This is a genomic window from Mesorhizobium koreense (assembly GCF_031656215.1).
Taxonomy (GTDB): domain Bacteria; phylum Pseudomonadota; class Alphaproteobacteria; order Rhizobiales; family Rhizobiaceae; genus Mesorhizobium_L; species Mesorhizobium_L koreense.
On the sequence record NZ_CP134228.1, the window covers coordinates 369,399 to 393,888 of the forward strand.

20 protein-coding genes and 1 pseudogene are annotated in these 24,490 nt (G+C 64.8%); 8 read left to right on the forward strand and 13 right to left on the reverse strand.

All coding sequences use genetic code 11. The annotated features are described in order from the left end of the window. Positions 1–2 precede the first annotated feature (2 nt). From RBH77_RS01700 to RBH77_RS01715, 4 genes and pseudogenes are all read right to left on the reverse strand, one after another. A pseudogene (locus RBH77_RS01700) lies at positions 3–866 on the reverse strand (UPF0280 family protein); the annotation flags it as partial. Further along, a complete protein-coding gene (locus RBH77_RS01705) occupies positions 863–2,401 on the reverse strand; it encodes a 6-hydroxynicotinate reductase (RefSeq protein ID WP_311030428.1) in 1,539 nt (512 codons plus the stop codon). The gene RBH77_RS01705 and the pseudogene RBH77_RS01700, both read right to left, overlap by 4 nt. Positions 2,402–2,615: 214 nt before the next feature. Continuing rightward, positions 2,616–5,591, reverse strand: a complete 2,976-nt coding sequence (locus RBH77_RS01710) for a molybdopterin-dependent oxidoreductase (protein ID WP_311030429.1) — start codon at positions 5,589–5,591, stop codon at positions 2,616–2,618. Next, entirely contained in the window at positions 5,588–6,448 is an 861-nt protein-coding gene (locus tag RBH77_RS01715; RefSeq protein WP_311030430.1) for an FAD binding domain-containing protein, read from the reverse strand. The genes RBH77_RS01710 and RBH77_RS01715 overlap by 4 nt, the downstream gene beginning before the upstream one ends. 133 nt (positions 6,449–6,581) lie before the next feature. Here RBH77_RS01715 and pncA point away from each other — a divergent pair, with 133 nt between their 5' ends. Further along, positions 6,582–7,178 (forward strand): bifunctional nicotinamidase/pyrazinamidase, encoded by a 597-nt coding sequence (gene pncA, locus RBH77_RS01720; RefSeq protein ID WP_311030431.1) that lies wholly within the window; start codon positions 6,582–6,584, stop codon positions 7,176–7,178. A gap of 6 nt (positions 7,179–7,184) precedes the next feature. On the opposite strand, the gene RBH77_RS01725 is transcribed toward pncA, so the two are convergent. Continuing rightward, entirely contained in the window at positions 7,185–7,412 is a 228-nt protein-coding gene (locus RBH77_RS01725) for a ribbon-helix-helix domain-containing protein (protein ID WP_311030432.1), read from the reverse strand. 264 nt (positions 7,413–7,676) lie between these two features. Between RBH77_RS01725 and RBH77_RS01730 the strand changes: the two genes are divergently transcribed. Next, the gene (locus RBH77_RS01730) at positions 7,677–8,258 is read left to right on the forward strand and encodes an HdeD family acid-resistance protein (protein ID WP_311030433.1); all 582 of its coding nucleotides are present in this window, start codon (positions 7,677–7,679) and stop codon (positions 8,256–8,258) included. Between the two features lie 246 nt (positions 8,259–8,504). Here the strand turns inward: RBH77_RS01730 and mtnA are convergent, their stop codons facing one another. The 5 genes from mtnA to RBH77_RS01755 form a co-directional block, all read right to left on the reverse strand. Beyond that, positions 8,505–9,620 (reverse strand): S-methyl-5-thioribose-1-phosphate isomerase, encoded by a 1,116-nt coding sequence (gene mtnA, locus RBH77_RS01735; RefSeq protein WP_311030434.1) that lies wholly within the window; start codon positions 9,618–9,620, stop codon positions 8,505–8,507. Then, the gene (mtnK, locus tag RBH77_RS01740; protein WP_311030435.1) at positions 9,617–10,885 is read right to left on the reverse strand and encodes an S-methyl-5-thioribose kinase; all 1,269 of its coding nucleotides are present in this window, start codon (positions 10,883–10,885) and stop codon (positions 9,617–9,619) included. The genes mtnA and mtnK overlap by 4 nt, the downstream gene beginning before the upstream one ends. 20 nt (positions 10,886–10,905) lie before the next feature. Continuing rightward, positions 10,906–12,957, reverse strand: coding sequence for a bifunctional aldolase/short-chain dehydrogenase (locus RBH77_RS01745; protein ID WP_311030436.1), 2,052 nt, complete (start codon positions 12,955–12,957; stop codon positions 10,906–10,908). Positions 12,958–13,058: 101 nt separating this feature from the next. Continuing rightward, entirely contained in the window at positions 13,059–13,595 is a 537-nt protein-coding gene (locus RBH77_RS01750) for an isochorismatase family protein (RefSeq protein ID WP_311030437.1), read from the reverse strand. Next, positions 13,592–14,233: a TetR/AcrR family transcriptional regulator gene (locus RBH77_RS01755; RefSeq protein WP_311030438.1), complete on the reverse strand. Its 642-nt coding sequence runs from the start codon at positions 14,231–14,233 to the stop codon at positions 13,592–13,594. The genes RBH77_RS01750 and RBH77_RS01755 overlap by 4 nt, the downstream gene beginning before the upstream one ends. 88 nt (positions 14,234–14,321) lie before the next feature. Here RBH77_RS01755 and RBH77_RS01760 point away from each other — a divergent pair, with 88 nt between their 5' ends. Next, complete coding sequence (locus tag RBH77_RS01760; RefSeq protein ID WP_311030439.1) at positions 14,322–15,878, forward strand: 4-hydroxyphenylacetate 3-hydroxylase family protein; 1,557 nt, start codon at positions 14,322–14,324, stop codon at positions 15,876–15,878. Positions 15,879–15,927: 49 nt separating this feature from the next. Next, a complete protein-coding gene (locus RBH77_RS01765; RefSeq protein WP_311030440.1) occupies positions 15,928–16,599 on the forward strand; it encodes a 2-hydroxychromene-2-carboxylate isomerase in 672 nt (223 codons plus the stop codon). 3 nt (positions 16,600–16,602) lie between these two features. On the opposite strand, the gene RBH77_RS01770 is transcribed toward RBH77_RS01765, so the two are convergent. Both RBH77_RS01770 and RBH77_RS01775 read right to left on the reverse strand, forming a co-directional pair. Continuing rightward, positions 16,603–17,295: a response regulator gene (locus tag RBH77_RS01770; protein ID WP_311030441.1), complete on the reverse strand. Its 693-nt coding sequence runs from the start codon at positions 17,293–17,295 to the stop codon at positions 16,603–16,605. Between the two features lie 63 nt (positions 17,296–17,358). Beyond that, a complete protein-coding gene (locus tag RBH77_RS01775; protein WP_311030442.1) occupies positions 17,359–18,186 on the reverse strand; it encodes a ferredoxin--NADP reductase in 828 nt (275 codons plus the stop codon). A 184-nt stretch (positions 18,187–18,370) separates the two neighbouring features. Here RBH77_RS01775 and RBH77_RS01780 point away from each other — a divergent pair, with 184 nt between their 5' ends. From RBH77_RS01780 to RBH77_RS01795, 4 genes are all read left to right on the forward strand, one after another. After that, entirely contained in the window at positions 18,371–20,443 is a 2,073-nt protein-coding gene (locus RBH77_RS01780) for a hydantoinase/oxoprolinase family protein (RefSeq protein WP_311030443.1), read from the forward strand. Between the two features lie 2 nt (positions 20,444–20,445). After that, a complete protein-coding gene (locus RBH77_RS01785) occupies positions 20,446–22,209 on the forward strand; it encodes a hydantoinase B/oxoprolinase family protein (protein WP_311030444.1) in 1,764 nt (587 codons plus the stop codon). 111 nt (positions 22,210–22,320) lie between these two features. Further along, entirely contained in the window at positions 22,321–23,340 is a 1,020-nt protein-coding gene (locus tag RBH77_RS01790; RefSeq protein ID WP_311030445.1) for an adenosine kinase, read from the forward strand. Positions 23,341–23,370: 30 nt separating this feature from the next. After that, positions 23,371–23,853 carry a low affinity iron permease family protein gene (locus tag RBH77_RS01795; RefSeq protein ID WP_311030446.1) on the forward strand — a complete coding sequence of 161 codons (483 nt, stop codon included), beginning with the start codon at positions 23,371–23,373 and terminating at the stop codon, positions 23,851–23,853. A gap of 51 nt (positions 23,854–23,904) precedes the next feature. Here RBH77_RS01795 and RBH77_RS01800 read toward each other — a convergent pair whose 3' ends face one another. Continuing rightward, on the reverse strand, positions 23,905–24,480 hold the full coding sequence (locus RBH77_RS01800; protein WP_311030447.1) for an outer membrane protein: 576 nt from the start codon (positions 24,478–24,480) through the stop codon (positions 23,905–23,907). Positions 24,481–24,490 lie beyond the last annotated feature (10 nt).

Below are 24,490 nucleotides of genomic sequence, written 5' to 3' on the forward strand. Positions count from 1 at the left end.
AGGGGGGTGCGGCGGGGTGCTGCCTTTTCCTGCAAGGCATTCCCGCAATCCCGCGATTGCCCGCCAAGGAATAGCGCCGCCGCCTCGATCAGCCCGCGTCGGCGATAGTCTTCGGCGACGGCCAATCCGCGATCGAGTGCGACTGCGATTTCCCGGCCCGCCAGCAAGCCGACATCCGTCGTCACTGGCCTTTCGCCGAGGTCGGTATCCGGCTGGATGGCGCAAGCGGGCTCACGGCGGATCGCCGGATGGCCGGGCAAGTCGACAGCGTTGGCGATAAGCGTCGCGGCGACATCGGCGATCGCCGCATCCCGCGCCAGCACGGTCACCGCGTCGGCGATACCAAGCGAAAAGCTGCGGCCGCGCCAACCGCTCGTCGCGACGCCGCGCACGCGATCCTCCGAGCGGATGACCAACTGATCGGACAATCCATGCCCGGTGCCGGCGATCGCAGCTTTCATCGAGTGCCCCGGCGCGAGGTGGACGGCGATATCGCCGCCATCATTGACATAGGCGCGGTCGAGGGCGCGACCAGCAAGCATCGCCGCCAGCATCTCGTCAGCGACCGAACCGGCCACCGCCGCCATCGGGGTAACGAAGGTATCAGCGAAGCGCGAAGCCGCCGCCTCCATGCGGCGCGCCGTCGGCCCGGCAAAAGAGCGTGGCCGCGTCGTGGAAGGCCTGCGCAGTTCCGCCAATTCTTCGACCAGTTCACCCAGCATCGTCCGGAAGCGCCGGGCTGCCTGGCGGTAGCTCGCCTCGATCTCCTCCGGTGCGCCGAAGGCCTCGACGACCAGGTCGATCGGGCCATGGTTCATATGCAGTCGACGTCCGTCCGGCAGCCAGACGATCTCGGGTCCGTTCATCGCGGCCTGCTCGGTGCATGGCGGAGATAGGCGAGCGGCGGCCATGGGTTCAGGCCCTGCGCGCCGGCGCCGCGGCGCGAGTTCAGATATTCGCCGCCGTGCGCGACGATGTCCTCGACCGTGCGGATCTCGGAGACATAGCCGCCGAGCCGTTCGTAATCGTCGCGGCGGAGCGTGAACTCGATCGGTGCCACCAGAGCCGGCGTCGGCACGTAGCCGAAGGCATTGTCGGGCGTCCGCATGACGTCGACCATCAGCATGATGCCGCCGCCCGGCCACACATAGACCGGCGCCCCGCCGACCGTGACATAGGTCTGCAGCCCATGGACCGACCGCGTGAGGTTGACCGGGTTCTCCGTGACCCCGGCGCGGAGCGAGCCGCCAGCGCCGCCGACGAAGAGCACGGTGCAGAGCGCCGGCTCACAATTGTCCTCGATCAGATCGACGGATTTGCGCAGCCGTTCCGGAAACGGCTTTTCGACCGGCTTCAGATCGTCGTCGAGCTCGAAATAGGCGAACTGCTCGCCGGTCGTGGAGACCATCAAGAGCGACAGACCGGGGCGCGCGCCCTTCTTCGGGTTCCATTCGCCGAGGATCTGCAGCGGGTCGGAGATGGTCGTACCGCCCCAGCCGAGACCCGGTTCGGAGACCTTGAAATAGCGGCCAGGCGTCGAGCGGCGGCCGAGGATCTTTATGCCTGTGTCCTGCCAGCCGAGCACCTTGCCCGCCTGGTGCTCGGAAACGACGCCGGTGATGTGATCGTCCACCACCACGACCTCGTCGACAAGATCCTTCCATTGCGTGGCGAACATGCCGATGGTCGCCGAACCGCAGCCGACACGCATGCGATGCTCAGGTTTGCCGTCAATGATCGGCGCCTTGCCGGCCTCGACGACCACGCTGACACCGCCGTCGATAGTCAGTTCCACCGGCTTTTTGTTGCAGAGGTTGAGGAGCGCGTCGCAGGTCGCCCGGCCTTCCGCCTTGGAGCCGCCGGTCAGGTGATGCACGCCGCCGAGAGAGAGCATCTGGGAGCCGTATTCGGCGGTTGAAACATGACCGATCACCTCGCCTTCAGCCCGCACGGCGACGGTCTCGTCGCCCAGATGCCGGTCGGTGTCGATCTTCACCTTGGCGCCGCAATAGGAAAATATGCCTTCGGTCACGACGGTGACCAGATCGACGCCCTCGATTTCCTGGCTGACGATGAAGGGTGCGGGCTTGTAATCGGGATAGGTGGTGCCGGCCCCGATGGCGCTGACGAAACGGCGGCCGCTATTCACCAGTTCGCCGTTCCAGTCCTCGCCCTCGGCAAGGAAGGGCGTCACCGCGCCGCCAGTCTCTTCGGCATGCTCCAGGATGGTCAGCGGATCGCAGCGCACGATCCTGCCGCCGACATTGCCATAACGGTCGCAGGCGCCAGTACGGCCCTCGGCAATGTAGCACATGACCGGGCAGGCATCGCAGCGGATCTTTTCGGCTACCTTCTTCTCGCCCGGATCGTGCGTCTCGAAGCGCTCGGAAAGCTCGCTCATGAGCGCCGCTCCACGAAACGGATATGCTTGCGTTCCTTCGCACCCCCCTCTGTCCTGCCGGACATCTCCCCCTCAAGGGGGGAGATCAAGCCGACCGCGCCGCCGACTCCCTTCTTTCTACGGCTTTGAAGATTCGGCCGAAGCGGTGACGACAGCCAATCTCCCCCCTTGAGGGGGAGATGTCCGACAGGACAGAGGGGGGTGCCCCCGGCAATCATCGCCGCGCCTCCCTGATCGCCGCCAGCACGCGAGACGGTGTCGCCGGCACTTTCGCGATCTTCGCCCCGGAGGCGTGGCGGATGGCGTTGAGGATCGCAGGCGCGGTAGGAATCAGCACATGCTCGCCGAGCCCTTTCGCCCCGAACGGCCCTTCCGGGTCCGGCACCTCGACCAGGATCGATTCGATGGGCGGCACGTCGCCGATGGTCGGGATCAGGTAATCGTGCAGGTTCTCCGTGCGGCCCGGAACATATTCCTCCATCAGCGCAAGGCCGATGCCTTGAGCGATGCCGCCCTCGATCTGGCCTTCGACCAGAAGCGGGTTGATGGCGCGGCCGACATCGTGCGCGGCGGTGATCTTGATAAGCTTCACCGTGCCGAGCTTCATGTCCACCTCAAGCTCAGCGATCTGCGCGCCGAAGCCGTAGACGGCGTAGGGCTTGCCCTGCCCTTTTGCGTCGAGCGCGGTGGTCGGCGCGTCATAGGTCTCGACCGCGCGAAAGACGAGGCCGTCGGCATCGGTCTTCATCGCGCCAAGGTCGATCTCGCGCACGGCATCGCCCTCGCGCATGGTCAGGGTCGGGCCGTTGAGCGCCAGCACCGCCTTTTCCGAGACGTTGGCGAAGCGCAGGATCGCTTCGCGAAGCGCGCGGCCGGCCTTCTCGGCTGCCTTGCCGGTAATGAAAGTCTGGCGCGAGGCCGACGTTTTGCCGGCGTCCGGCGTGATCGAGGTATCGGCGCCGACGAGGCGCAGCTTGCCGAGCGGCAAGCCGAGCGCGTCGGCGGCGATCTGCGAAATCACCGTATTGGAACCCTGGCCGATATCGACCGCACCCTGATGCAGAACGACCTCCCCCACAGGCGAAATGCCGATCTTGATGGTGGACGGGTTGGGCAATGCCGTGTTGCCGCAGCCATACCAGCAGGAGGCCACGCCGACGCCGCGCTTGCGCGTTTGATGGGCGGCGTTGAATGCCTGGGCATCCTTGAGCGCACGCGCCCAATGCGGCTTCAAGGCTTCCAGGCACTCGACGATACCGGCCGCTTCCAGCACCTGTCCGGTGGCGGTCACGGAGCCCTTCCGGAATGCATTCTTCAGGCGGAACTCCAGCCGGTCCATGCCGATCCGGCCGGCAAGCTCGTCATAGAGCGTCTCTTGGCAGATCGTCGCCTGCGGCACGCCGAAGCCGCGAAAGGCGCCAGCGACTGGGCCGTTCGTGTGGACGGCGCGGCCCATCGCGCGATAGTTCGCCACGGCATAGGGACCGGAAGCGTGGACGGGCACGCGGTTCGCCACGGTCGGCCCCCAGCTTGCATAGGCGCCGGTGTTGAAGTCGCCCTCGAAGACCATGCCGGTCACCCGGCCCTCCGCATCGGCGCCGATCGTCGCCTTCATCGAGCCCGGATGGCGCTTGGTGGTCGAAGCCATCGATTCAGAACGCGTGTAGGCGAGATAGGCCGGCAGGCCCGTCTTCAGCGCCACCAACCCGATCAGAGGCTGGAGCGAGACGTCGAGCTTCGAGCCGAATCCGCCGCCCGTCGCGGTCGGCACGATGCGCACGTTCTCTGGCGCGAGGCCGAGCACGGCGGCGGTGTCGGCGCGGTCCATGTAGGGCGCCTGCGTGCAGGCCTTGATGACCAGCGTGTCGCCCTCCATGAAAGCATGGCCCGCTTCCGGCTCTATATAGGCGTGCTCCACATACGACGTATCCACCGCGCCGATGACGGTGAAGGCGGCTTCGGCCAGCGCCTGTTCCGGGTCGCCGCGCTCGACATAGCCGGTGGTGAGAATGTTGTCCTGGCGGCCGATATGGATCGGCGCAAAGCCGTTCAACGCCTCCGCGGGCTCGAGCGTATGCGGTAGCACGGTCCATTCGATCGGGAAATCGGCCGGATCGAGATCGGCCACCGCCTCCTTCTCGCCGGCAACGAGCGCCACGGCCTCACCGCGAAAGCGCACCTCCCCTTCCGCCAGCGCCGGCTGGTCGGCGAAAGGCGCAATGACGCCGAAGCAATTGCGGCCGGGAATGTCGGCCGCCGTATAGACGGCGACGATGCCGGGACGATCCCGCACGAAGCCGCAGAGATCGCCGAAGCTGAACGAAGCGTGCCAGTGCGGCGAGCGGATCACCAGGACCGACAGCGCGTCGGCCGGTCGTTCGTCGGCTCCGAAACGGTCCGTGCCGGAGACTTTCGGAACGCCGTCGAGCCGGACCGGCGATGCGCCTACTGCATGGCCGGCGGCCGGGAGGCGCAGGTCAAGAGCCTTTGGATCGACAAGCCTTCCATTTGAATGTGATAGCCCCTTCGCACCCCCCTCTGTCCTGCCGGACATCTCCCCCTCAAGGGGGGAGATCAAGCCGACCGCAATCGGCGAAGCTCCTTCTGCAATAATGATGTTTGAGCAATGCGAAGGCGAAGGGGTAATCTCCCCCCCTGAGGGGGAGATGTCCGGCAGGACAGAGGGGGGTGCCTCGAAGGAGCCTTTCAATCCCTTCGCTGAATTACTTCCTGCCACCGCCAGCACCGCTTTCACGATCTTGCGGTAGCCGGTGCAGCGGCAGAGCACGCCGCCGAGCGCGTCCATCACCTGCGCCTCGTCCGGATGGGGATTCTTCTCAAGAAGCGCAGTCGCGGCGACGAGGAATCCTGGCGTGCAGATGCCGCATTGCGCGGCGCCGTGTTCGAGGAAGGAAGCCTGCAGCGCGGAAAGCCGGCCGTTCGCCAGTCCCTCCACCGTGCGCACATGAGCGCCGGCAACGCCTTCGGCCGGCATCAGGCAGGCGCAGACCACCTCGCCATCGACGATAACGGTGCAAGCGCCGCAATCGCCGGCGTCGCAGCCGATCTTCGTGCCCGTCAGCTTCAGTTCGTCGCGCAGCACCGAGGAAAGCCGCGCCAGCGGCGAGGCGCTGACGGTCACCGGGCGGCCGTTCACCTCGAAGCTGATCTCGGCGCGGGCGAGGCTCATGCGGCAAGCTCCGTTTCGGGAACACCCGCTGCACTAAGCAAAGCGCGGGCGATGATTTCCCGCGCGGCTTCGATCCGGTATTCGCGAGAGCCGCGCACGTCGTCGATCGGGGCGAGGCCGACGAGATGTTCAGCCTTGACGGCCGTGGCGAGTGACGCATCCATCGCGCGGCCTGCCAGCGCGGCCTCCAAAGCCGGCAGACGCTGCGCTACGGCCGAGCATGAGCCGATGGCAACGGCCGCTTCCGTAATGCGCCCATCCGATCCCATCACCAGCCGCGCGGCCGCCATGGCGATGGAGATCACCAGGTAGCGACGGGCGCCGAGTTTGACGAAGGCGGAGGAACCTCGTGTCGAAGCCCTGGGCACGCGGATCGCGGTCACCATCTCGCCGGGCCGGATGGCGGTCTTGCGATTACCGAGGATGAATTCCTGAAGCGGCAGGCGGCGCGTCGTGCCCGCCGAGCGCAGTTCGACCTCCGCATCGAGCGCCATCAGAGCCGGAACGCCGTCCGCCGCCGGCGAGGCGTTGCAGAGATTGCCGGCGACGGTGCCGACATTCTGGATCTGGATCGAGCCCACTTCGCGCGCCGCGGCTTTCAGCGCATCGAAGGCCGGCGGCAGGTCGGCATGGGCGATTGCCGTCCAGGGTGTGCGCGCGCCAATGACGATATGGCCGCCGTCGTCGGAAATGCCGCGCAACTCGGAAAGCGCGTTGATATCGAGCACGTTTTCGCGGAGCGGCTTTGCGCCGAGCGCCGGATAGAAATCCGTACCGCCGGCCAAAATCCGCCACGGCCCTTCGGCGAGCAGCGCCAGCGCCTCTTCCAGAGAATGCGGTTTCGCGTAGCGAAGCATTCCGTTCCCCGTGCCGTGCATAGCGGCAGCAAATTCATTGGTATGCAAATGATATCAGCGTCGCGCCACTTGTCAAAGATAGCTTTTCCGGGTTCACCTTGGCGGTCGTCCCGCCGACATGGAGGAGAGCCGCATGACCGAGGCCCTGATCGTCATCGATTTGCAGAACGATTTCTGCCCGGGCGGCGCGCTCGCCGTGGCCGGTGGCGACGAGATCGTGTCGTTGGTCAACGACATGATCGGCCGCTTCGAGCATGTCGTGCTGACGCAGGACTGGCACCCGAAAGGCCATTCCAGCTTCGCCTCGCAACACCCCGGCAAGAACCCGTTCGAGACGGTGAGCATGCCCTATGGCGAGCAAACGCTATGGCCCGACCATTGCGTGCAGGGAAGCGAAGGCGCCGCCTTCCATCCCGGCCTGGAATGGACGAAGGCGGAACTCGTCATCCGCAAGGGGTTCCGCATGAGAATCGATTCCTATTCCGCCTTCTTCGAGAACGACCACAAGACGCCGACCGGCCTTGCCGGCTATCTTAAGGAGCGCGGCATATCGCAGGTGACGTTCGCCGGTCTGGCGACCGATTTCTGTGTCGCCTATTCGGCGCTCGACGCGGTCCGCTCCGGCTTCACCGCTATCGTTGAAATGAAAGCCTGCCGCGCCATCGATCTCGGCGGCTCGCTCGCCGCCATGACGGATCGCATGAAAGCGGCCGGCGTGAAGCTGGCCTGAGATCGGCTAACCGTCATTGGCGGCGGAAAGGTCTTCCGGCCGCAGGCCCTCATCACCCGGTTCGCGTAGATAGCCTTTCGCATGCGCCCATTCACGCAAAGCCAAGGCCACGGCTTGCGGCCGATCTTCGCGTCCGTCATGTTCCTCGATGAACCGGTCGAGCGCATGCAGGAGATCGTCGGAGAGGCGGACCGCGATTTCATTATCCTCATCAACGCCGGTCGCTACACTCATCGGGCGCACATCCTTTCGATATCGCAGCATACCTTGTATTCCTTACCACAGGCCCATTCTAGCACGGGCCGGGGGTGCGATGGACTTCTCCAATGGGTGAATAACGACTGAAGCCGTGCCGCGTTCCAGCCGTGCTTGCGGAACGGCCGCGAACCTCGCCTCGGCAAACCAGCTCCTGCATCAAGGCCTCTTCGTTCCGACCCCGTAATGGTTTATGCTGTATCAGGCGGGCATTGGTTTCCATACCGGCGAGAGGCGACGACAATGACCGATTTCCCATCCACGCGCGTCGAGACAAGGCTGCGCAGGCATCTGCACGACCATTGGAAAGCCTATACGATCCAGGGCGTCATCGAGATCATCATCGGCATCCTGGCGATCCTGGCTCCCTTCGCCGCGACGCTGGCGACGACCATCTTCTTCGGCTGGCTTTTCCTGATCGGCGGCGTCATCGGCGTGATCTCGGTGATACGCGACCGCGAGGCGCCGGGCTTCTGGGCCAATCTGGCGCTCTCCGTGCTCTGCGCCGTGCTCGGCATCATGTTCCTCGTCAATCCGCTTTCGGGCGCGGTGACGCTGACCTGGATCATGGCGACCTTCTTCATCCTGTCGGGCGTGTTCAATTTCGCCATCGCGCGCTCCTTCACAGCCTCCACCGGCCGTTTCTGGCTGGTGGTCATCTCCGGCATCATCGACATCGCTCTGGCCCTGATGCTCATCATCGGCCTGCCGATGACGGCGATCTGGGCGATCGGCCTCTTCGTCGGGATTTCCTTCCTGACCTCGGGCTTCTCGGTGCTCTTCGCCGCGCTCGACGCCCGCAACCATCCGCCGGCGCGGCTATAGAGTCAGGTGGCTGAACAGCGGTGCGTCCTTCGAGGCTCGCTCCGCTCGCACCTCAGGATGAGGGTGATTTGAGCTAAGCCCCTCGTCCTGAAACGCCGCGAACCTCAAGGATGTATTTTGGTAGAAGCGAGCCTCGCTAGCTGCCCACGCTTACGGAGACGCCAGCGCAAGCCTCCCTCATCCTGAGGTGCGAGCGGAGCGAGCCTCGAAGGACGCACTGCAGCTATGAAAGATCCAGCGTCTTCCTCACCTCGGGGCGTTGCCGGCATTGTGCTTTTCGGGGAAGAGCGTGGCCAATCCTTTCGCCGAGGCCTCGCAGACGCCGCGTTCGGTTATCAGCCCTGTCACGAGCCTGGCCGGCGTCACGTCGAAGGCCGGGTTAGCAGCCGGCGTCGTCTCCGGCGATATCCTGACGCGCGTGGTGCGCCCGTCCTCGCCGCGTCCCTGCACGAAGGACACCTCGTCGGCGGAGCGCTCCTCGATCGGGATTTCCTTCAAGCCGTCGCGCACCGTCCAGTCGATGGTCGGCGAAGGGAGCCCGACATAGAAGGGCACGCCATTGTCCTGCGCGGCAAGAGCCTTCAGATAGGTGCCGATCTTGTTGCAGACATCGCCGTTCGCCGTCGTGCGGTCGGTGCCGACAATGACCATGTCGACCATGCCGCGCTGCATCAGGTGCCCGCCGGCATTGTCGACGATCAATGTGTGCGGCACGCCGTGGCAGCCGAGTTCCCACGCGGTGAGTTGCGCGCCCTGATTGCGCGGCCGCGTCTCGTCCACATATACATGGACCGGCACGCCCTCCTCGGTGGCGAGGTAGATCGGCGCGGTCGCCGTGCCGTAATCGACGGTGGCGACCCATCCGGCATTGCAATGGGTCAGGATATTCACCGGCTCGCCCGGCTTCTTGCGCGAGGCGATTTCGCGAATGAGCGCCAGCCCGTTGCGCCCGATGGCGCGGTTGATCTCGACATCCTCGTCGGAAATCTCGGCGGCGCGCCGGTAGGCGGCATTGGCGCGCTCCGCAAGGGGCAGCGGCCTCAGGACGGCGCGCATGTCGTCCAGCGCCCAGCGCAGATTGATGGCGGTCGGGCGGGTGGCGTGCAGCGTCTCCCATGCCGCGTCGAGCGCTTCGTCGGAAGCGTCGCGGCGCATCTCGATCGCCATGCCATAGGCTGCCGTTGCGCCGATCAGCGGCGCGCCACGTACCCACATGTCGCGAATGGCGACCGCTGCGGCATCCAGCGTATGCAGCGTCTCGACGCGGAATTCATGCGGCAGCCAACGCTGGTCGATGATGTCGACACCGTGGCCGTCCACGTTCAGCCAGATCGAGCGGTAATGGTGTTCTCCGACTTTCATGCGTGGCTTGCCTTCCCGATCCGTTCCGCGAGCGCGTTGACCTCTTCGATCGAATTGATATGCCGGCGGTTGACCGCAAGGTGGCGGCCGAGTTCGAGCGCACCCGTCTCGCATCTGGCACGCAGGGCCGCGTCTTCAATGGTCTCGAAATCGGCATTGTGCGCGAGGCCAAGGATGCGGCGGTGCATCTCCACCCCGGCGAAGCCGAGCGTATCGGCCCAGAGGTCGGCGAGGAAATGGTCGAGCGCCTGCTCGGCACCGAGCCAGTCGCCCTGGTCCTCGAACAGCGTGCGCTGGTAGAGGATGCCGTTGCGCTCCTCGCGCCAGAGCCGCGAGAACTCCTCTCGGAAGACCGCCCACGCCTCGATTATGGTGGCAAAGAGCCATTGCCGCATGGTTTCGCGGCTGCCGTTTTCCTCGTGGCCACGCTGGGAGAAGTACGACATCCAGAGGTTGGAGAAATACATGCCGGTATCGAGCGCCATCGGCCCGTAGAAGGCGAATTCCGGGTCGATCACCTTCGTCTCCTTATCGGTGACCATGATCGAGCCGGAATGCAGATCGCCATGCACCATGGTCTGCGCGTTCGCGCAGAAGAGGTGCTTCATGTGCTGCGCGGCGACCTTCAGGTCGCGGTCGGCCCGGAGCCTGGCGACGATGCCGTCCAGTTCCGGCGAGGTATGGCGGTTGCGCGGCGCGTCGAAATAGGGATCGGAGAAGACGAGGCTTTCGGTGATGTCGCAAAGCTCGACATTGCCGGCGAAGAGCGCGAGATCTGCCTTGCGCTCGGCCGTATCCATGGCGAGGTCGGAACCGCGGAAGAGCGTGCGCGCCATGAAGAGACCCATGTGGCAGGCGAGGTCCGGCAATTGCCGACCCTCGATCAGCGCGCGCCTCAGGATGACATGCGGCGAGAGATAGTCCATGACGATCAGCGCCTGCGCCTCGTCGAAATGATGGATCGCCGGCACCATTCCCGGATCGCGCGCATTCTGGCGGATCAGCGCGTTGTATTCGAAGAAGGAGCGTTTCAGAGGCAACGGCCAACTATCGCCGACCAGCCGCACATAAGGCAGCGCCTGCTTGACGATGACCGCGCCGCGATCGCCCTCGACGATGAAGACGAGGTTCAGATTGCCGTCGCCGACCTCGCGCACCTTCCAGCTTTTGCCGTCGGCCCCGACATGCTCCTTCAGCGCGGGGATGCCCGCCAGTCGCCCCGGCAGCGTCTCGACCGTCAGTGCCTCGAATACAGGCTTATCCATTCGACCTCCCGCTAGTTTATTTATCGCAGCGCCGCGGCGATGTTCCCGCCGTCGACGGTGGTCACGTCGGCGGTCGTCCGTTCCGCCAGCGCCTGATGCAGGAAGGCCTGCGCGACATGCTCGGCCTTCACTTCCTCGTGCAATAGGTTGCCCGACATATAGTCCTTCTCAGAGACGCCACGCGCCTTTGAACGGCTGGCGATCATGGCGTCGTCGAGCAGGCCGGAGCGGATACGGTCTGCATTGACGGCGTTGGAGCGCACGCCAATCGCGCCATATTCCAGCGCGTATTGCCTCGACAGGAACAAAGTCGCCGCCTTGGGCAGGCCGTAGGCGCCGAAATTGGCACCCGGATTGACCGCCTGCTTCGACGTGTTGAAGAGAAGCACGCCACTCGTGCCCTGCGCCTGGAATATGCGTACCGCGTTCTGCGCCACGTTCTGATGCGAGAAGAAATTGAGCTCGAAGCTCTTACGCAAGAGCGCGTCGTCAAGCTCGCCGATCCTGCCTTCGAAGGCGGCGCCGGCATTCGAGACGACGATATCGACACCGCCGAAAGCCTTTACTGCCGCGCCGAAGGCGGCGCGGACGGATTTCGGATCGGTCACGTCACAGGCAACCCCTATGGAATTGTTACCGGCTGCCTTCGCGGCCGCCTCGGCCCTTCCGGCATCGAGATCGGCTACCACCACATGCGCGCCGGTGTCGGCGAAGAGCTTCGCCGTCGCCGCCCCTATGGCGCCACCGCCTCCGGTGACAAACAGCACCTGACCGGTGAGCGGCTTCGGCTTGTTGCCGGCGAGCTTCGCCTGCTCCAGTGACCAGTATTCCAGTTCGAACAGGTCGGACATGGGCAGCGGATGGAAAGTGCCGACCGCCTCGGCACCCGCCACCGCCTCGATCCACATCTCGCCGATATCCGACGCGATGCGCGCATCCTTCAGCGTCCGGCCGAAGCCGAACATGCCGAGCCCCGGCACCAGCGCCAGCCTCGGCATCGGATCGAGCATGGTGCGGGCGACGTCGTCGCGGGCATTATTGGTGGTAAAATAGCCGGTGTAGTCGGCAACGTATTTCGCCACGCGCGCCTTCACCTTCGCTGCGTAGCCGGCGGCGTCGCCTGCTTCCGGCACATCGAGGACCATTGGCCCCGTCTTGATACGGATCGACAGGTCGGGCGTACTGACGCCGGATGCCGCCAGCCGCTCGAGGTCGGCGTTTGAGAGGAAATCCACGATTTTCGGCGAGGTACGGAAATCGGTGACGAAGCGGTCGAAACGGCCTTCGCCGCGCGGGAAGGCGACGGCGCCCCTCAACATCGGGGCGATCTCCGCCGGCCGCGCCAGCTTTGCCGGCAAAGTCGCCTTTTTGCCCGTTCTGGTCTTGGAAGCGATATATTGTTCCGCAACCGTAACGTAATGGATCATGCGGTCATAGGCTTCCCTGGCGCTGTCGCCGAAGGTGAAGATGCCGTGCTTGTCGAGGATCAGGCCCTCGACCGGCGGATCCTGCTCGTAGATGTCGGCCGCCGCCTTCGCCAGATCGAAGCCTGGCTTGATATAGGGCACGAAGCCCATCTTCGGCCCGAAGACCTCGCGGCAGAGCGGCTCGCTGTCCTGCTGGTCGACAATGCCGAGGATTGCGGTGGAGTGCGTGTGATCGACGAATTTGTGCCGCAAGAAAGCATGCAGCAAGGTCTCGACCGAAGGGTTGGGCGAGGACGGGTCGATGAGGTTGGCGCGCTGCAGTGCCACCATGTCCTCGTCGGAGAGTTTTTCAAGCGCGCGCGCCTTGAGCAGCGGCTTCAGCTTGACGGCGGGCAGGCCGGCCGGCTCGATGACGCCCATGTCCCATCCGCTGCCCTTGACGCAGAGCACGTCCCATTCATCGCCTACAAGATCGGCCATTCTGAGCTTGACCGACGTGTTACCGCCGCCATGCAGGACCAGCCTCGGCTCGCCGCCGAGCAGCCTTGTCGTATAGACACGCAGCGCCAGATCGCGTCCGACGCCCTTTGCCGCATAAGCCGAAACGATCGCTTCCGCCTCGTCGTCCTTCCACAGATTCCGCATTCTCGCCTTTCCCTCGCCGGCTCGCGGCGGTGACTTTGCTTCCGGATCGGAATAGGAGGCCGCGGCCTTTCGTTCAAGCCGCATATGCATGACAGGGAGGTCTATCTTATCAGCACGCTGATCTCACGGAAGTGCGGGTCGGCGGCCGTGCCCAGCCATTCGAACAGGGCCATCTCGGTCGTCACGATCCCAGCGTCGTGGCCGCGCATGCGTTCGATGGCCGTTTCCTTGCTTTCGGCACGGCGCGAACCGATGGCGTCGCGCACGACATGGACGTTATGCCCACCATCGAGAAGACCCAGCACCGTCTGCAATACGCAGACATGCGCCTCGCATCCACTGACGAGAATGTCGGGCCGGTCCTTCGGCAGCATTTCGAAGAAGCCGGCGGCGCGCGTGGCGTCGAAATCCATCTTGGCCAGCGTCGGTAAGCCCTCGACAGCAAGCTGAGGCACGGTCGGACCGAGGCCTCTAGGATATTGCTCGGTGACGACAACCGGCACGCCGAACTTCTTCGCCGCCTCGATCAGTCTTCCGGCATTGGCGAGCACGTCGCTCGCGCCGTCGATCGCCGGCATCAGCCTCTGCTGGAAGTCGACGATAAGAAGCGTGGTACGGTCGCGGTCGAGCGTCCTCATCCTGCATCTCCCTTAGCGAGCAACGCTGTCCGCCTCTCGACCGCTTCTACCATCAATTCGCGCGCCGAGGCACCGAACATGCGGATGCGGCCGGTATGGGCGAGGAGCAAAAGGCCCGTCGCATGGGCAAAGAGGTCGGCGACGGTGAGATTGGCGGCCGTCTCGTCGGCTCCCAAAGCGCGCGCGGCCTCGCCGATCGGGGAAAGCGCTGCCGCCAGCGCCGCATTCAAGGTCTTGTCGCGCTCGCGGCCGACGCCTTTCGGACGCATGCCGCCACGGAAGAGATAGAAGCCGAGATCGAGGTCGCGCGGATTCTCGGCATAGAAATCGAAGAAGGCAAGCGCCGCCGTCGAAAGCCTTGCGGCCGGTTCGTCCCGCTTCGAGGCGGCGGCTCCAATCGCCTCGGCGAGCCGCGCAATCGAAGTGGCAAGCACTTCGGCATAGAGCGCTTCCTTGGAATCGAAATGGAAATATAGCGCGGCCGGCGTGTAGCCGGCGGCCGCCGCGATACCCCGCAAGGACGCCGCCTCCAGCCCGTCCGCCTCGAAGATCTGTCGCGCGGCATCGAGGATGCGCTCGCGCTTGGCCTCGGTGGCAGCCTGTCTTCGCGGTGCTGTCGAGAGCTTGGCAATCGCCATTCTAACACCGTTAAAGTTTTCGCTTGACGTTTTTCTAACGCTGTTCGATTTTATCCGCAAGCCGTGAGTGGCAATCGGAGATCGCGCCATGCTGATGACCGCCGCCGACTATCGCGAGTCGCTTCGCGCCTACAAGCCGCGTGTCTTTGTCGAGGGCGAGCGCATCGAAAGCGTGGCGGATTCGGCCATCCTCAGGCCGGGAATCAATGCCATCGGCGTCACCTACGACCTCGCCCATGTCGCCGAGCATGCCGAGGTGATGACCGCGCGCCAGCATACGTCCGGCAAGGTCGTGAACCGCATGGTGCATGTCGATCAGGACTCCTCTGATCTTCTGGCCAAGCTCGAGGCGGTGCGGCTGGCCTGCAAGATATCCGGATGCGCCCAGCGCTATCTCACCCATGACGCCTTCTGCGGCATCTTCCAGGCGACGCGCCTCGCCGACGACGCGCACGGGACCGACTACCACCAGCGCTTCCTCGCCTATATGCACGACGCGCAGGACCGCGACCTGACGCTCGGCGTCGCCATGACCGACGCCAAGGGCGACCGCTCGAAGCGCGCCGGCCAGCAGGAAAACCGCGACGCCTATGTCCACATCAGGGAGCGGCGAAAGGACGGCATCGTCATCTCCGGCGCCAAGGCGATCGTCACCGGCGCGCCTTATATGCACGAATTCCTCGTCCTGCCCTGCCGCACGCATACGAAAGAGGACGCCGATTTCGCCGTCTGTTGCGCCGTGCCGGTCGATGCCGAAGGCGTCACCATCGTCGCGCGCAAGGCTGGACGGCCGGGCGAGCCGGCTGCCAAATTCTCCGGCAAATACGGCCAGTCGACCGGCGTCGTGCTGTTCGAGGACGTCTTCGTGCCGTGGGAGCGTGTCTTCATGGCGGGTGAAACGGAGGAGGCCGGCCATCTCACCACTTCCTATGCAACCCATCACCGGCAAACCTGCATCGGCGCGCGGGCCGGCTTCGGCGATCTCCTGATTGGCGCCGGCGCGCTGATGATCGAGGCGAACGGCCTCGATCCCGACAAGCACGGCCACATCCGCGAAGAGATGGTGGAACTGATCAAGATCGTCGAGGGCTTCTACGCCTGCGGCATCGCCGCTTCGGTCCACGCGACGCGCGAGGCAGCCGGCAATGTCATGCCGGACGTCGTGTTCTCCAATATCGGCAAGCTTCTGCTGGCGACGCAGATCTACGACATGCACCGGCTCGCCCACACCGTCTCCGGCGGGCTGATCGTCGCCCTGCCTGGGCCGGCGGAGGACCACAATCCCGAGACCGCCGGTTCGCTCGCCGCCGTGCTCGGAGCCCGCGCAGACATCCCGTATGCCAGCCGCATGGAGGTCGCCCGCTTGGTGGAAGATTTGACCGTCTCCGATCAGGCCGGCTGGTATTCGGTCATCTCGCTCCATGGCGGCGGCTCGCCCGAGGCGATGAAGCGCGAAATCTGGCGCAATTATCCGGTGATGGAGAAGGTCGAACTGGTCGAGGCACTTCTGGAGCGCGGCGTGCTCGACGATGGAAGGCGCGTGTCCAGACAGCCCGGCCGCTGCTGCGTTTCGGGATGCACCGTGCGTGACCTTCCGGGCGTGGAAGCCAAGCCGACGCTTGCGGTTTCCGAGGCTGCGGAATAGACCTCTCCCGGTTCTTCAGACTTTTTGTCGGACTGGGGCAGGAACGACCATGAGCGAGAATGCGGGCGATCAGGACATAACCACGGTCGACTGGTATTTCGACCTCATCTCGCCCTTCGCCTTCCTTCAGTTGAACGCCCTGGACCGCCTTCCCAAGGGGCTGAAGATCGTGCCGAAGCCGGTGCTTCTCGGCGTCATCCTCCGCCATTGGGGGCAACTCGGCCCGGCCGAGATCAGCCCGAAGCGGCTCCATACCTACCGGCTGGCACAATGGATAGCCTCGGAGCGAGGCTTGAGCTTTACCATGCCCGAGCGTCATCCGTTCAACCCGCTGAAGGCGCTGCGTATGCTCGCCGCGCTTGGCCCCGACCTGCAAACGGTGCGGCGGGCCTTCGATTTCGTCTTCGTGGAGGGCCGCGCGCCGGATACGGACGAGGCGATAGAGGATTTCGGCCGCTATCTAATGGTCTCCGGCGCGGCCATCGAGCTTGCAGGCGAGCAGTCGGCGAAGGATAAACTCCGGCAACTGACCGACGAGGCGATCGGACGCGGCGTCTTCGGCGTACCGACCTTCCACCTTGACGGCGAACTCTTCTGGGGTGACGACGCCACCGGCATGCTTGCCGCCTATCTGAACGACCGCTCGCTGTTCAGGAAAGGCGAGATGGCCCGCATCGCTACGCTGCCGGTCGGTATCCAGCGCAATACCAATCGCTCGTAGAACCTAACCCTGCTTGTTCCCGTCGACACCGCCGAATTCCTCCGCGTCGCGGAAAAGCTCGCCATGGTCCAGCCGCGACACCTCGATCACCGCCTGCGTGCGGCTGTAGACGTGGAGCTTGCGCAATATCTCCGACACATGCGCCTTCACCGTTGTCTCGCCCACCTGAAGCTCGTAGGCGATCTGCTTGTTGAGGAGCCCCTGGCGCAGCATGCCGAGGACGCGGGTCTGCTGCGGCGTCAGCGTGGCCAGACGGCGCACGAGTTCGGCGCGATCCTCGCGCCCCGGATCATCCGGTAGTTCCACGAAATTGCGCGGCACGCAGACTTCGCCTTCCATCACCTCGCGGATGGCCTTGGCGAGATCGTCCTTGCGCGCGGATTTCGGGATAAAGCCCGCCGCGCCGTAGGAAAGCGTCTCCGAGACGACACGCGGGTCCTCATGGCCCGACACGACGACGACCGGCAGGCGCGGATAGCGCGTGCGGATGGTCAGAAGCCCTTCGAAGCCCTGGACGCCGGGGATCGACAGATCGAGCAAAGCGAGATCGAAATCCTGTTCCTGCTCGAGGACATTGAGCGCCTCCTCGATCAGCCGGGCCTCGACAGTCTCGGCATCCGGATAGGCAAGCTGCAGCGCGCTCTGGAGGGCTTCGCGGAACAGCGGGTGGTCGTCGATAATCAGGAAACGCAACATGACGGCTCTCCATACACCATTGTGGCGGGACCGTCTTTTGGCATCAAGTACACATTGAAGGGGTCAGCCGACGAAGGCGCGCTCCACTACGAAATCGCCGGGGGCACTATGCGAGCCTTCTGCGAAGCCGGCTTTCCCGACCAGCGCCTTGACGTCGTGCAGCATGGCCATCGAGCCGCAGATCATGATGCGGTCGTTGGCGGGGTCGAACGGTTCCGCGCCGATATCCGTGAAAAGCGTGCCGTCCTCGATCAGCGTCGTGACGCGGCCCATGCGCGGAAACTTCCCCCTGGTCGTCGAGGCATAATAGGTCAGGCGGCCGTTGGTCAGTTCACCGATCAGCGGGTCCTCGACGCTCTGCCGGTAAAGCGCGGCGCCGTATTCGAGCTCAGCGACATCGCGGCAGGTATGGGTGAGCACGATCTGGCCGAATTTCTCGTAGGTCTCGGGATCCCGAATGAGGCTCGCGAAAGGCGCGATGCCGGTGCCGGTCGAGATCATGTAGAGGCGCTTGGCAGGGGTCAATGCTTCGAGCACCAGCGTGCCGGTCGCTTTCTGGCGCAGGAGTATCGTGTCGCCGGCGACAATCTTCTGCAGGTGAGAGGTCAGCGGACCGTCCGGTACCTTGATGGAAAAGAATTCCAGTTCGTCGTCCCAGGCGGGGCTGGCGATCGAATAGGCGCGGAAGACCGGCCGCTCGGCATTCGGCAGACCGATCATGACGAACTCGCCGGAGCGAAACCGGAAGCTTTGCGGACGCGTGACGCGGAAGGAAAAGAGCCGGTCCGTATAATGCGTGACCGAAACGACCTTTTCCGCGTACACATTGGCGGGAATTGGAAAGGCGCTCGCGGATGCCTCGGCCGAACGGCCGAAATCGGCGGTCTGCATGTCTGACGCTCCTGAATTCGCCAGGATATCCCGGCCGGGCGGATCGCTGCGTCGGCAGCATCAACTTCTACGGTCTTGCGAGCGATATTTATTAGTGTACAAATGAATATCGCGTCAAGACGCGGATGGCGAAAACCATACTAAGTCGAGTATAATCAGCAGGTTGGGCATTCCGGATTTCTCGATGGACGCGAAGAATGGAGCAGTTTCGGGCAACGTGGTCGCAGGCATCGATGTCGGTGGCACCTTCACCGACCTGCTTCTGATCGACGGGCGCGACGGCGGCAGGGCCTTCATCGCCAAGACGCCGACAACCGTGGATAACCAGGCTTTCGGCGTGGTCGCGGCTCTCGCCCAGACGGGCTTCCCGGTCGAAGCGGTCGACCTCATCGTTCACGGCACGACGACCACCACCAACGCCGTGCTGGAGCGGCGGCTCGCTAAGACCGGCATGATCACGACGCGGGGCTTTCGCGACATCATCGAACTCGGCCGGCGCACCCGGCCCGAGCCCTATGGCATGACCGGCCGTTTCGTGCCGGTGATCCCGCGCGATCTCAGGCTCGAAGTCACCGAGCGCGTCGAGGCCGGCGGCAAAGTGCGGCAGGCGCTTGACGAGGACGAGGTGCGCGCGGCGGTGGCGAAGCTTCTGGCAGGCGGCTGCGAATCGCTCGTCATCCACTTCCTGCATTCCTACGCCAATCCGGCGCATGAGTTGCGCGCCGCCGAGATCGCAGCGGAAAGCTGGCCGAACGACTACATCACAGCCGGCCATTCGCTGCTTTCCGAGGCGCGGGAATTCGAACGTGGCGTCACCGCTTCGGTCAACGCGTCGGTGCAGCCGATCCTCAAGCGCTATGTCGAGAAACTCCGGGCCGAACTCACGAACCGGGGCTACCACCGGGATTTCCTCGTCATGAACGGCAATGGCGGCATGATCTCGGCGCGCTTCGTCACCGACGAGGCGGCCAAGACGGTCATGTCCGGCCCGGCCTCCGGCGTGATGGCGGCGGCCTATACGGCGCGCCGGGCGGGCTACCCCAACGTCGTCACCTACGACATGGGCGGCACATCCACCGACGTCGCGCTGATCCGCAACGCACAGGCCGCCGTCTCCAACGAGATCGAGATCGAATATGCGATGCCGATCCACGTGCCGATGGTGGATGTGCGCACCGTCGGCGCGGGCGGCGGCTCGATCGCGCGGGTGGACGATTCAGGCTTGCTCAGGGTCGGGCCGCAGAGTGCCGGGGCCTCCCCCGGTCCCATCTGCTATGGCCGCGGCGGCATGGAGCCGACCATTTCCGACGCCAACCTCCTCCTCGGCCGCCTCAACGCCAAAAAGCTGCTCGCGGTCGGCAGCCCGGTCGATATCGACGCCATCCGCGCGGTCTTCGCCGGGAAGCTCGGCCGGCGGCTCGGGCTCGACGGAGCGGAAGCGGCGGGCGCGGTGCTGAAGATCGGTAATATCCGCATGGCCGGCGCGATCCGCATGGTCTCCGTCGCCAAGGGGCACGACCCGCGCGATTTCGCACTGTTCGCCTTCGGCGGCGCCGGGCCGCTGCATGCCTCGGCGCTGGCGCGCGAACTCGGCATTCCCAAGGTGCTCGTGCCGGCGCGGCCCGGCATCACCAACGCGCTCGGCTGCGTCGTCGCCGATCTCCGGCACGACTTCGTCAACACGGTCAACCAGCCCGTCGCGAGCCTCGACGAAGCTGCGGTGAAGGACGTGCTTGCACGGCAAAGCGCGGAAGGGCGCGAACTGATCGAAAAGGAAGCGGTGCGGCCGGAGGATATCCGTCTCGTCCATTCCGCCGACATGCAGTTCATCGGACAGACGCATCTCCTGAACGTGCCGCTGCCATCGGCCGACGTCTCGCGCGAAACGATCCAGGAACTTTTCGAAAAGGCCTATTTCGCCCGCTTTAAAGTGGAACTGCCGGAAATACGCGCCAACCTCGTCAACCTCAACACGTCGGTCATCGGGGTAAGGCCGGCACTCGACCTGTCGAGCCTGATCGACCCGGCGGGCCGGGCATCGACGCTGGAAGAAGCGCTGAGCGAAAGACGGCCGGTCTGGTATGACGGGACATGGCACGACACGCCGGTCTATGACCGCGAGAAGCTGCCGCTCGACGCCGTCATCACCGGCCCTGCCATCCTCGAACAGATGGACGCCACGACCGTCATCGAACCCGCCGACCGCGCAACGTCCGACGCCGACGGCAACATCATCATAGAGATCGGGAAGACATGAGGATGGCTGCACTCGATCCCATCACCCTCACCGTCATCCAGGCCGGCCTGCAACAGGTCTGCGACGAGATGGACCTGACCTTCTCGCGCGCCGCCTTCTCTCCGGTCATCGCCGAGGCGAACGACCGCTCGGACGGGATCTATTCGGCCGAGGACGGCTCGCTGATCGCGCAGGGGATCGGCGGGCTGCCGGTCTTCGTCGGCGTCATGCAATATTCTACCCGCATACTGATCGAGATGATCCGCGACGGCCGCTGCCTGCCGCCGGAACCGGGCGACATCTATATCGTCAACGACCCCTATCTCGGCGGCACGCATCTGATGGACGTGCGCTTCGTCATGCCGGTCTATCGCAATGGCGCCATCTTCTGCTGGCTCTCGAACACCGGCCACTGGCCGGATATCGGGGGCGCGGTGCCGGGCGGCTTCTCCGCTTCGGCCACCGCCGTCGAGCAGGAGGGATTGCGCCTGCCGCCGGTCAAGCTCTTCAAGAAGGACCGACTCGATCCCGAGATCCACGGCATCATCGCCTCCAACATCCGTGTCGCCGACCAGCGAATCGGCGACATCAAGGCGCAGGCGGCGGCGCTGATGGTCGGGCAGGACCGGCTGGTGGAACTGCTCGACCGTTACGGAGACGAAACAGTCAGCCAGGCGATCGGCGAATTGCGCGAGCGCGCCGCCGAGCAGATGCGCGCGCGTATCGCCGGGATCACGGACGGCACCTATCGCTCGAAGGCCTATGTCGATTCCGACGGGGTGGTCGACGCGCCGCTGACGATCGCGCTCGCCGTCACCAAGGCAGGCGACACGCTGACGTTCGATTTCGAGGGCTCCTCGCCGCCCTGCGCCGGACCGATGAACAGCGTGCTGGCAACGACGCTCTCCTCGGTCTATCTCGCCATGCGCCATATCTTCCCCGACGTGCCGATGAGCGCAGGCGCCTTCGAGCCACTGATCGTCAAGCGCCCGGAAGGCACTTTCCTCGACGCGAGATATCCCCGCCCCGTCTCCGGCTGCGCAGCGGAAGTTTCGCAGCGTATCGCCGAGGCGGTGTTCGCAGCACTTGTGCAGGCATTGCCGGAAGAGGTGACGGCGGCGCCGGCCGGCTCGAGCGGCAATTTCGCGCTCGGCGGCAGCGACCCGGCGCGCGGCCGCGATTACGTCATGTACCAGATCTCCGGCGGCGGCTATGGCGGCAATGCCGACCATGACGGGCTCTCCAACGGCTGCTCGACCATCGGCATCTCCAAATCGCCACCGGTCGAGGTGATGGAGCAGGCCTTTCCGGTGCTCTACCGCGAATACGCGCTGCGCGAGGGTTCCGGCGGCGCGGGAAAGCATCGCGGCGGCTTCGGCCTCTCCTACGACGTGGAGTTGCTGAGGGGCGAGGCGCGCGCGTCCTTCGTGATGGATCACGGCCGAGTCGGGCCGCAGGGCGTGCTCGGCGGCGCGGATGGCGGCGTCAATTCCGTCACCGTCTTCCAGGGCGGCAAGGCGCATGTGCCGCCGCATCTCTCCAAGGAACAGGATATCCCGCTCAAAGCCGGGGACCGCGTGCGTGTCGGAACGCCGGGCGGCGGCGGCTATGGCGATCCTTTCGAGCGCGACACGCAGGCCGTGCTCGACGATTTCCGGATGGGTTATTACACGGCCGAACAGACCGTCGCGCTGTTCGGTGTCGTGATCGCGGACGGCTCGATCGATGAAGGCGCGACCGCCGAATTGAGAGAGCGAACAGCCGCTTGTCGGACAGAGGAGGCATAAGCCTGCCTCGACGGCGCTACCCTGCGCCGCGACCGCGGGGTTGCAAATCCAGCCCGCGCGCGGCTACACCCTCGCTGAAACCACCGCATGACAGCCTGATCGGAGAACTGGATGGCCGCCTACGACGTGCTTTGCATCGGCAACGCGATTGTCGACATCATCGCTTCCGCCGATGACGATTTCCTCGTCGAAAACGGCATCATCAAGGGCGCGATGAACCTGATCGACGCCGAGCGCGCGGAACTCCTCTATTCGCGCATGGGACCGGCGACGGAGGCCTCGGGCGGCAGCGCCGGCAACACGGCGGCCGGCATCGCCAGCTTCGGCGGCCGTTCCGCCTTCTTCGGCAAGGTTTCCTCGGACCAGCTCGGCGACCTCTACACGCACGATATCCGCGCCCATGGCGTCGCCTTCGACAGCGTGCCGCTATCCGGCCGGCCGCCGACGGCGCGCTCCATGATCTTCGTCACGCCGGACGGCGAGCGCTCCATGAACACCTATCTCGGCGCCTGCGTCGAGCTTGGGCCCGAAGACGTCGAGCCGGCGAAGACCGACGCGAAGGTGACCTATTTCGAGGGTTATCTGTGGGATCCGCCCCGCGCCAAGGAGGCGATCCGGCTGGCGGCGAAGCTCACCCACGAAGCCGGCGGAGAGGTGGCGATGACGCTTTCCGATCCGTTCTGCGTCGACCGCTACCGCGACGAGTTCCTGGACCTGATGCGCTCCGGCACGGTGGACATCGTCTTCGCCAACCAGCACGAGCTAACCTCGCTCTACCAGACGCCCTCCTTCGAGACGGCGTTGGAAGCGATCCGCAAGGATTGCAAGCTCGCCGCCGTCACCCGTTCGGCCGCCGGTTCGATCGTCGTCTCCGGCGACAGGACGGTGAGTGTCGAGGCGACGAAGGTAGAGCGCGTCGTCGACACCACAGGAGCCGGAGACCTCTACGCGGCCGGCTTCCTGCATGGATATACGATGGGCCTCGAACATCGCCTCTGCGGCGAACTCGGCTCGCTCGCCGCTGGCCTCGTCATCGGGCAGATCGGCCCGAGGCCGCGCGAGAATCTGCGCGAGGCGGCGGAACAGGCAGGGCTGCTCAAGCATTTGGAGCGTGCCACGCGTCAGGCTTGAACATCAGAAATATCCGAAGGTGGCAGGAAGATGAGTTTCAACCGGGCATTTTCGACTACCGCCAACGCCGTCGCCCATGCGGCGGGAATGCCCGTCACTTTCCTCGCGTGCTGCGCCATCGTCGTCGTCTGGGCTGTGAGCGGGCCAGTCTTCGGGTTCTCCGACACCTGGCAGCTCATCATCAATACGGGAACGACCATCATCACCTTCCTGATGGTCTTCCTCATCCAGAACACGCAGAACCGTGACGGCGCCGCCATCCAGGCCAAGCTCGACGAACTGATCCGCGCCGGGCACGGCGAAAACACCTTCATCGGCATCGAGCACCTGACCGAAGAGGAGGTGGCCGAGTTCCGCGAACGGTGCGAGAAAGCGGCCAAGGAGCATGGGCGGGACGTCGAGGTCGAAATGAAACTGAAAGCTGAAATGACCGAGAAGGAAAAGGCGGCTAAACCGGCGCCGAGCAAGAAGAGCGCGCCGACGAAGAAGAAGGCGAAAGCCAGAGCGACATAGAAAAAGGCGCGCCGCCAGCGGCGCGCCTTTCCGTTACCAGAGCCGGTCCGGTCAGAACTTGAAGCTCAGCCGCGCACGGATCACGTCGGCATCGGCATTGATGCCGGTGTTGTCAAAATCACGAAAGCCGTAGTGCAGGTACTCGATACCCGGAATGATGTGGTCGGTCGCGGCCCATTCGACGCCAGCGCCGGCCACCCAGCCCGTATCCTTCAAATCGCCTGCCTTGGCATAGGCGATGCCGCCGGTGCCGTAGACCATCCAGCGGTCGAACGCATAACCGAGGCGGCCACGGCCTGTGATGGTGTAGTCCACATCATTGCCGTCGAATTGCCAGCCGGTTGCGTCCATGTCGCCTTCAATGCCGAGCACGAGATGGTTGTCGAACTCGTAATTGTAGCCGATCTGGCCGCCGCCGACGAAACCGTTATCGTCGTCAGGACCGGCATTCGCCCAGCCATAACCGAGATTGGCGCCGAGATAGAGACCCGTCCATGAGAACACGGGCACCACGACGGGCGCGGGGGCCGGCGGCTGCTCGGCGATCACGTCGGCGGCGAGCGCGGCAGTCGCGGTACCCGCCGAAAGCGCGAGCGTGGCGACGGCGGCGTAAAGAATCTTCTTCATCGACTTGCTC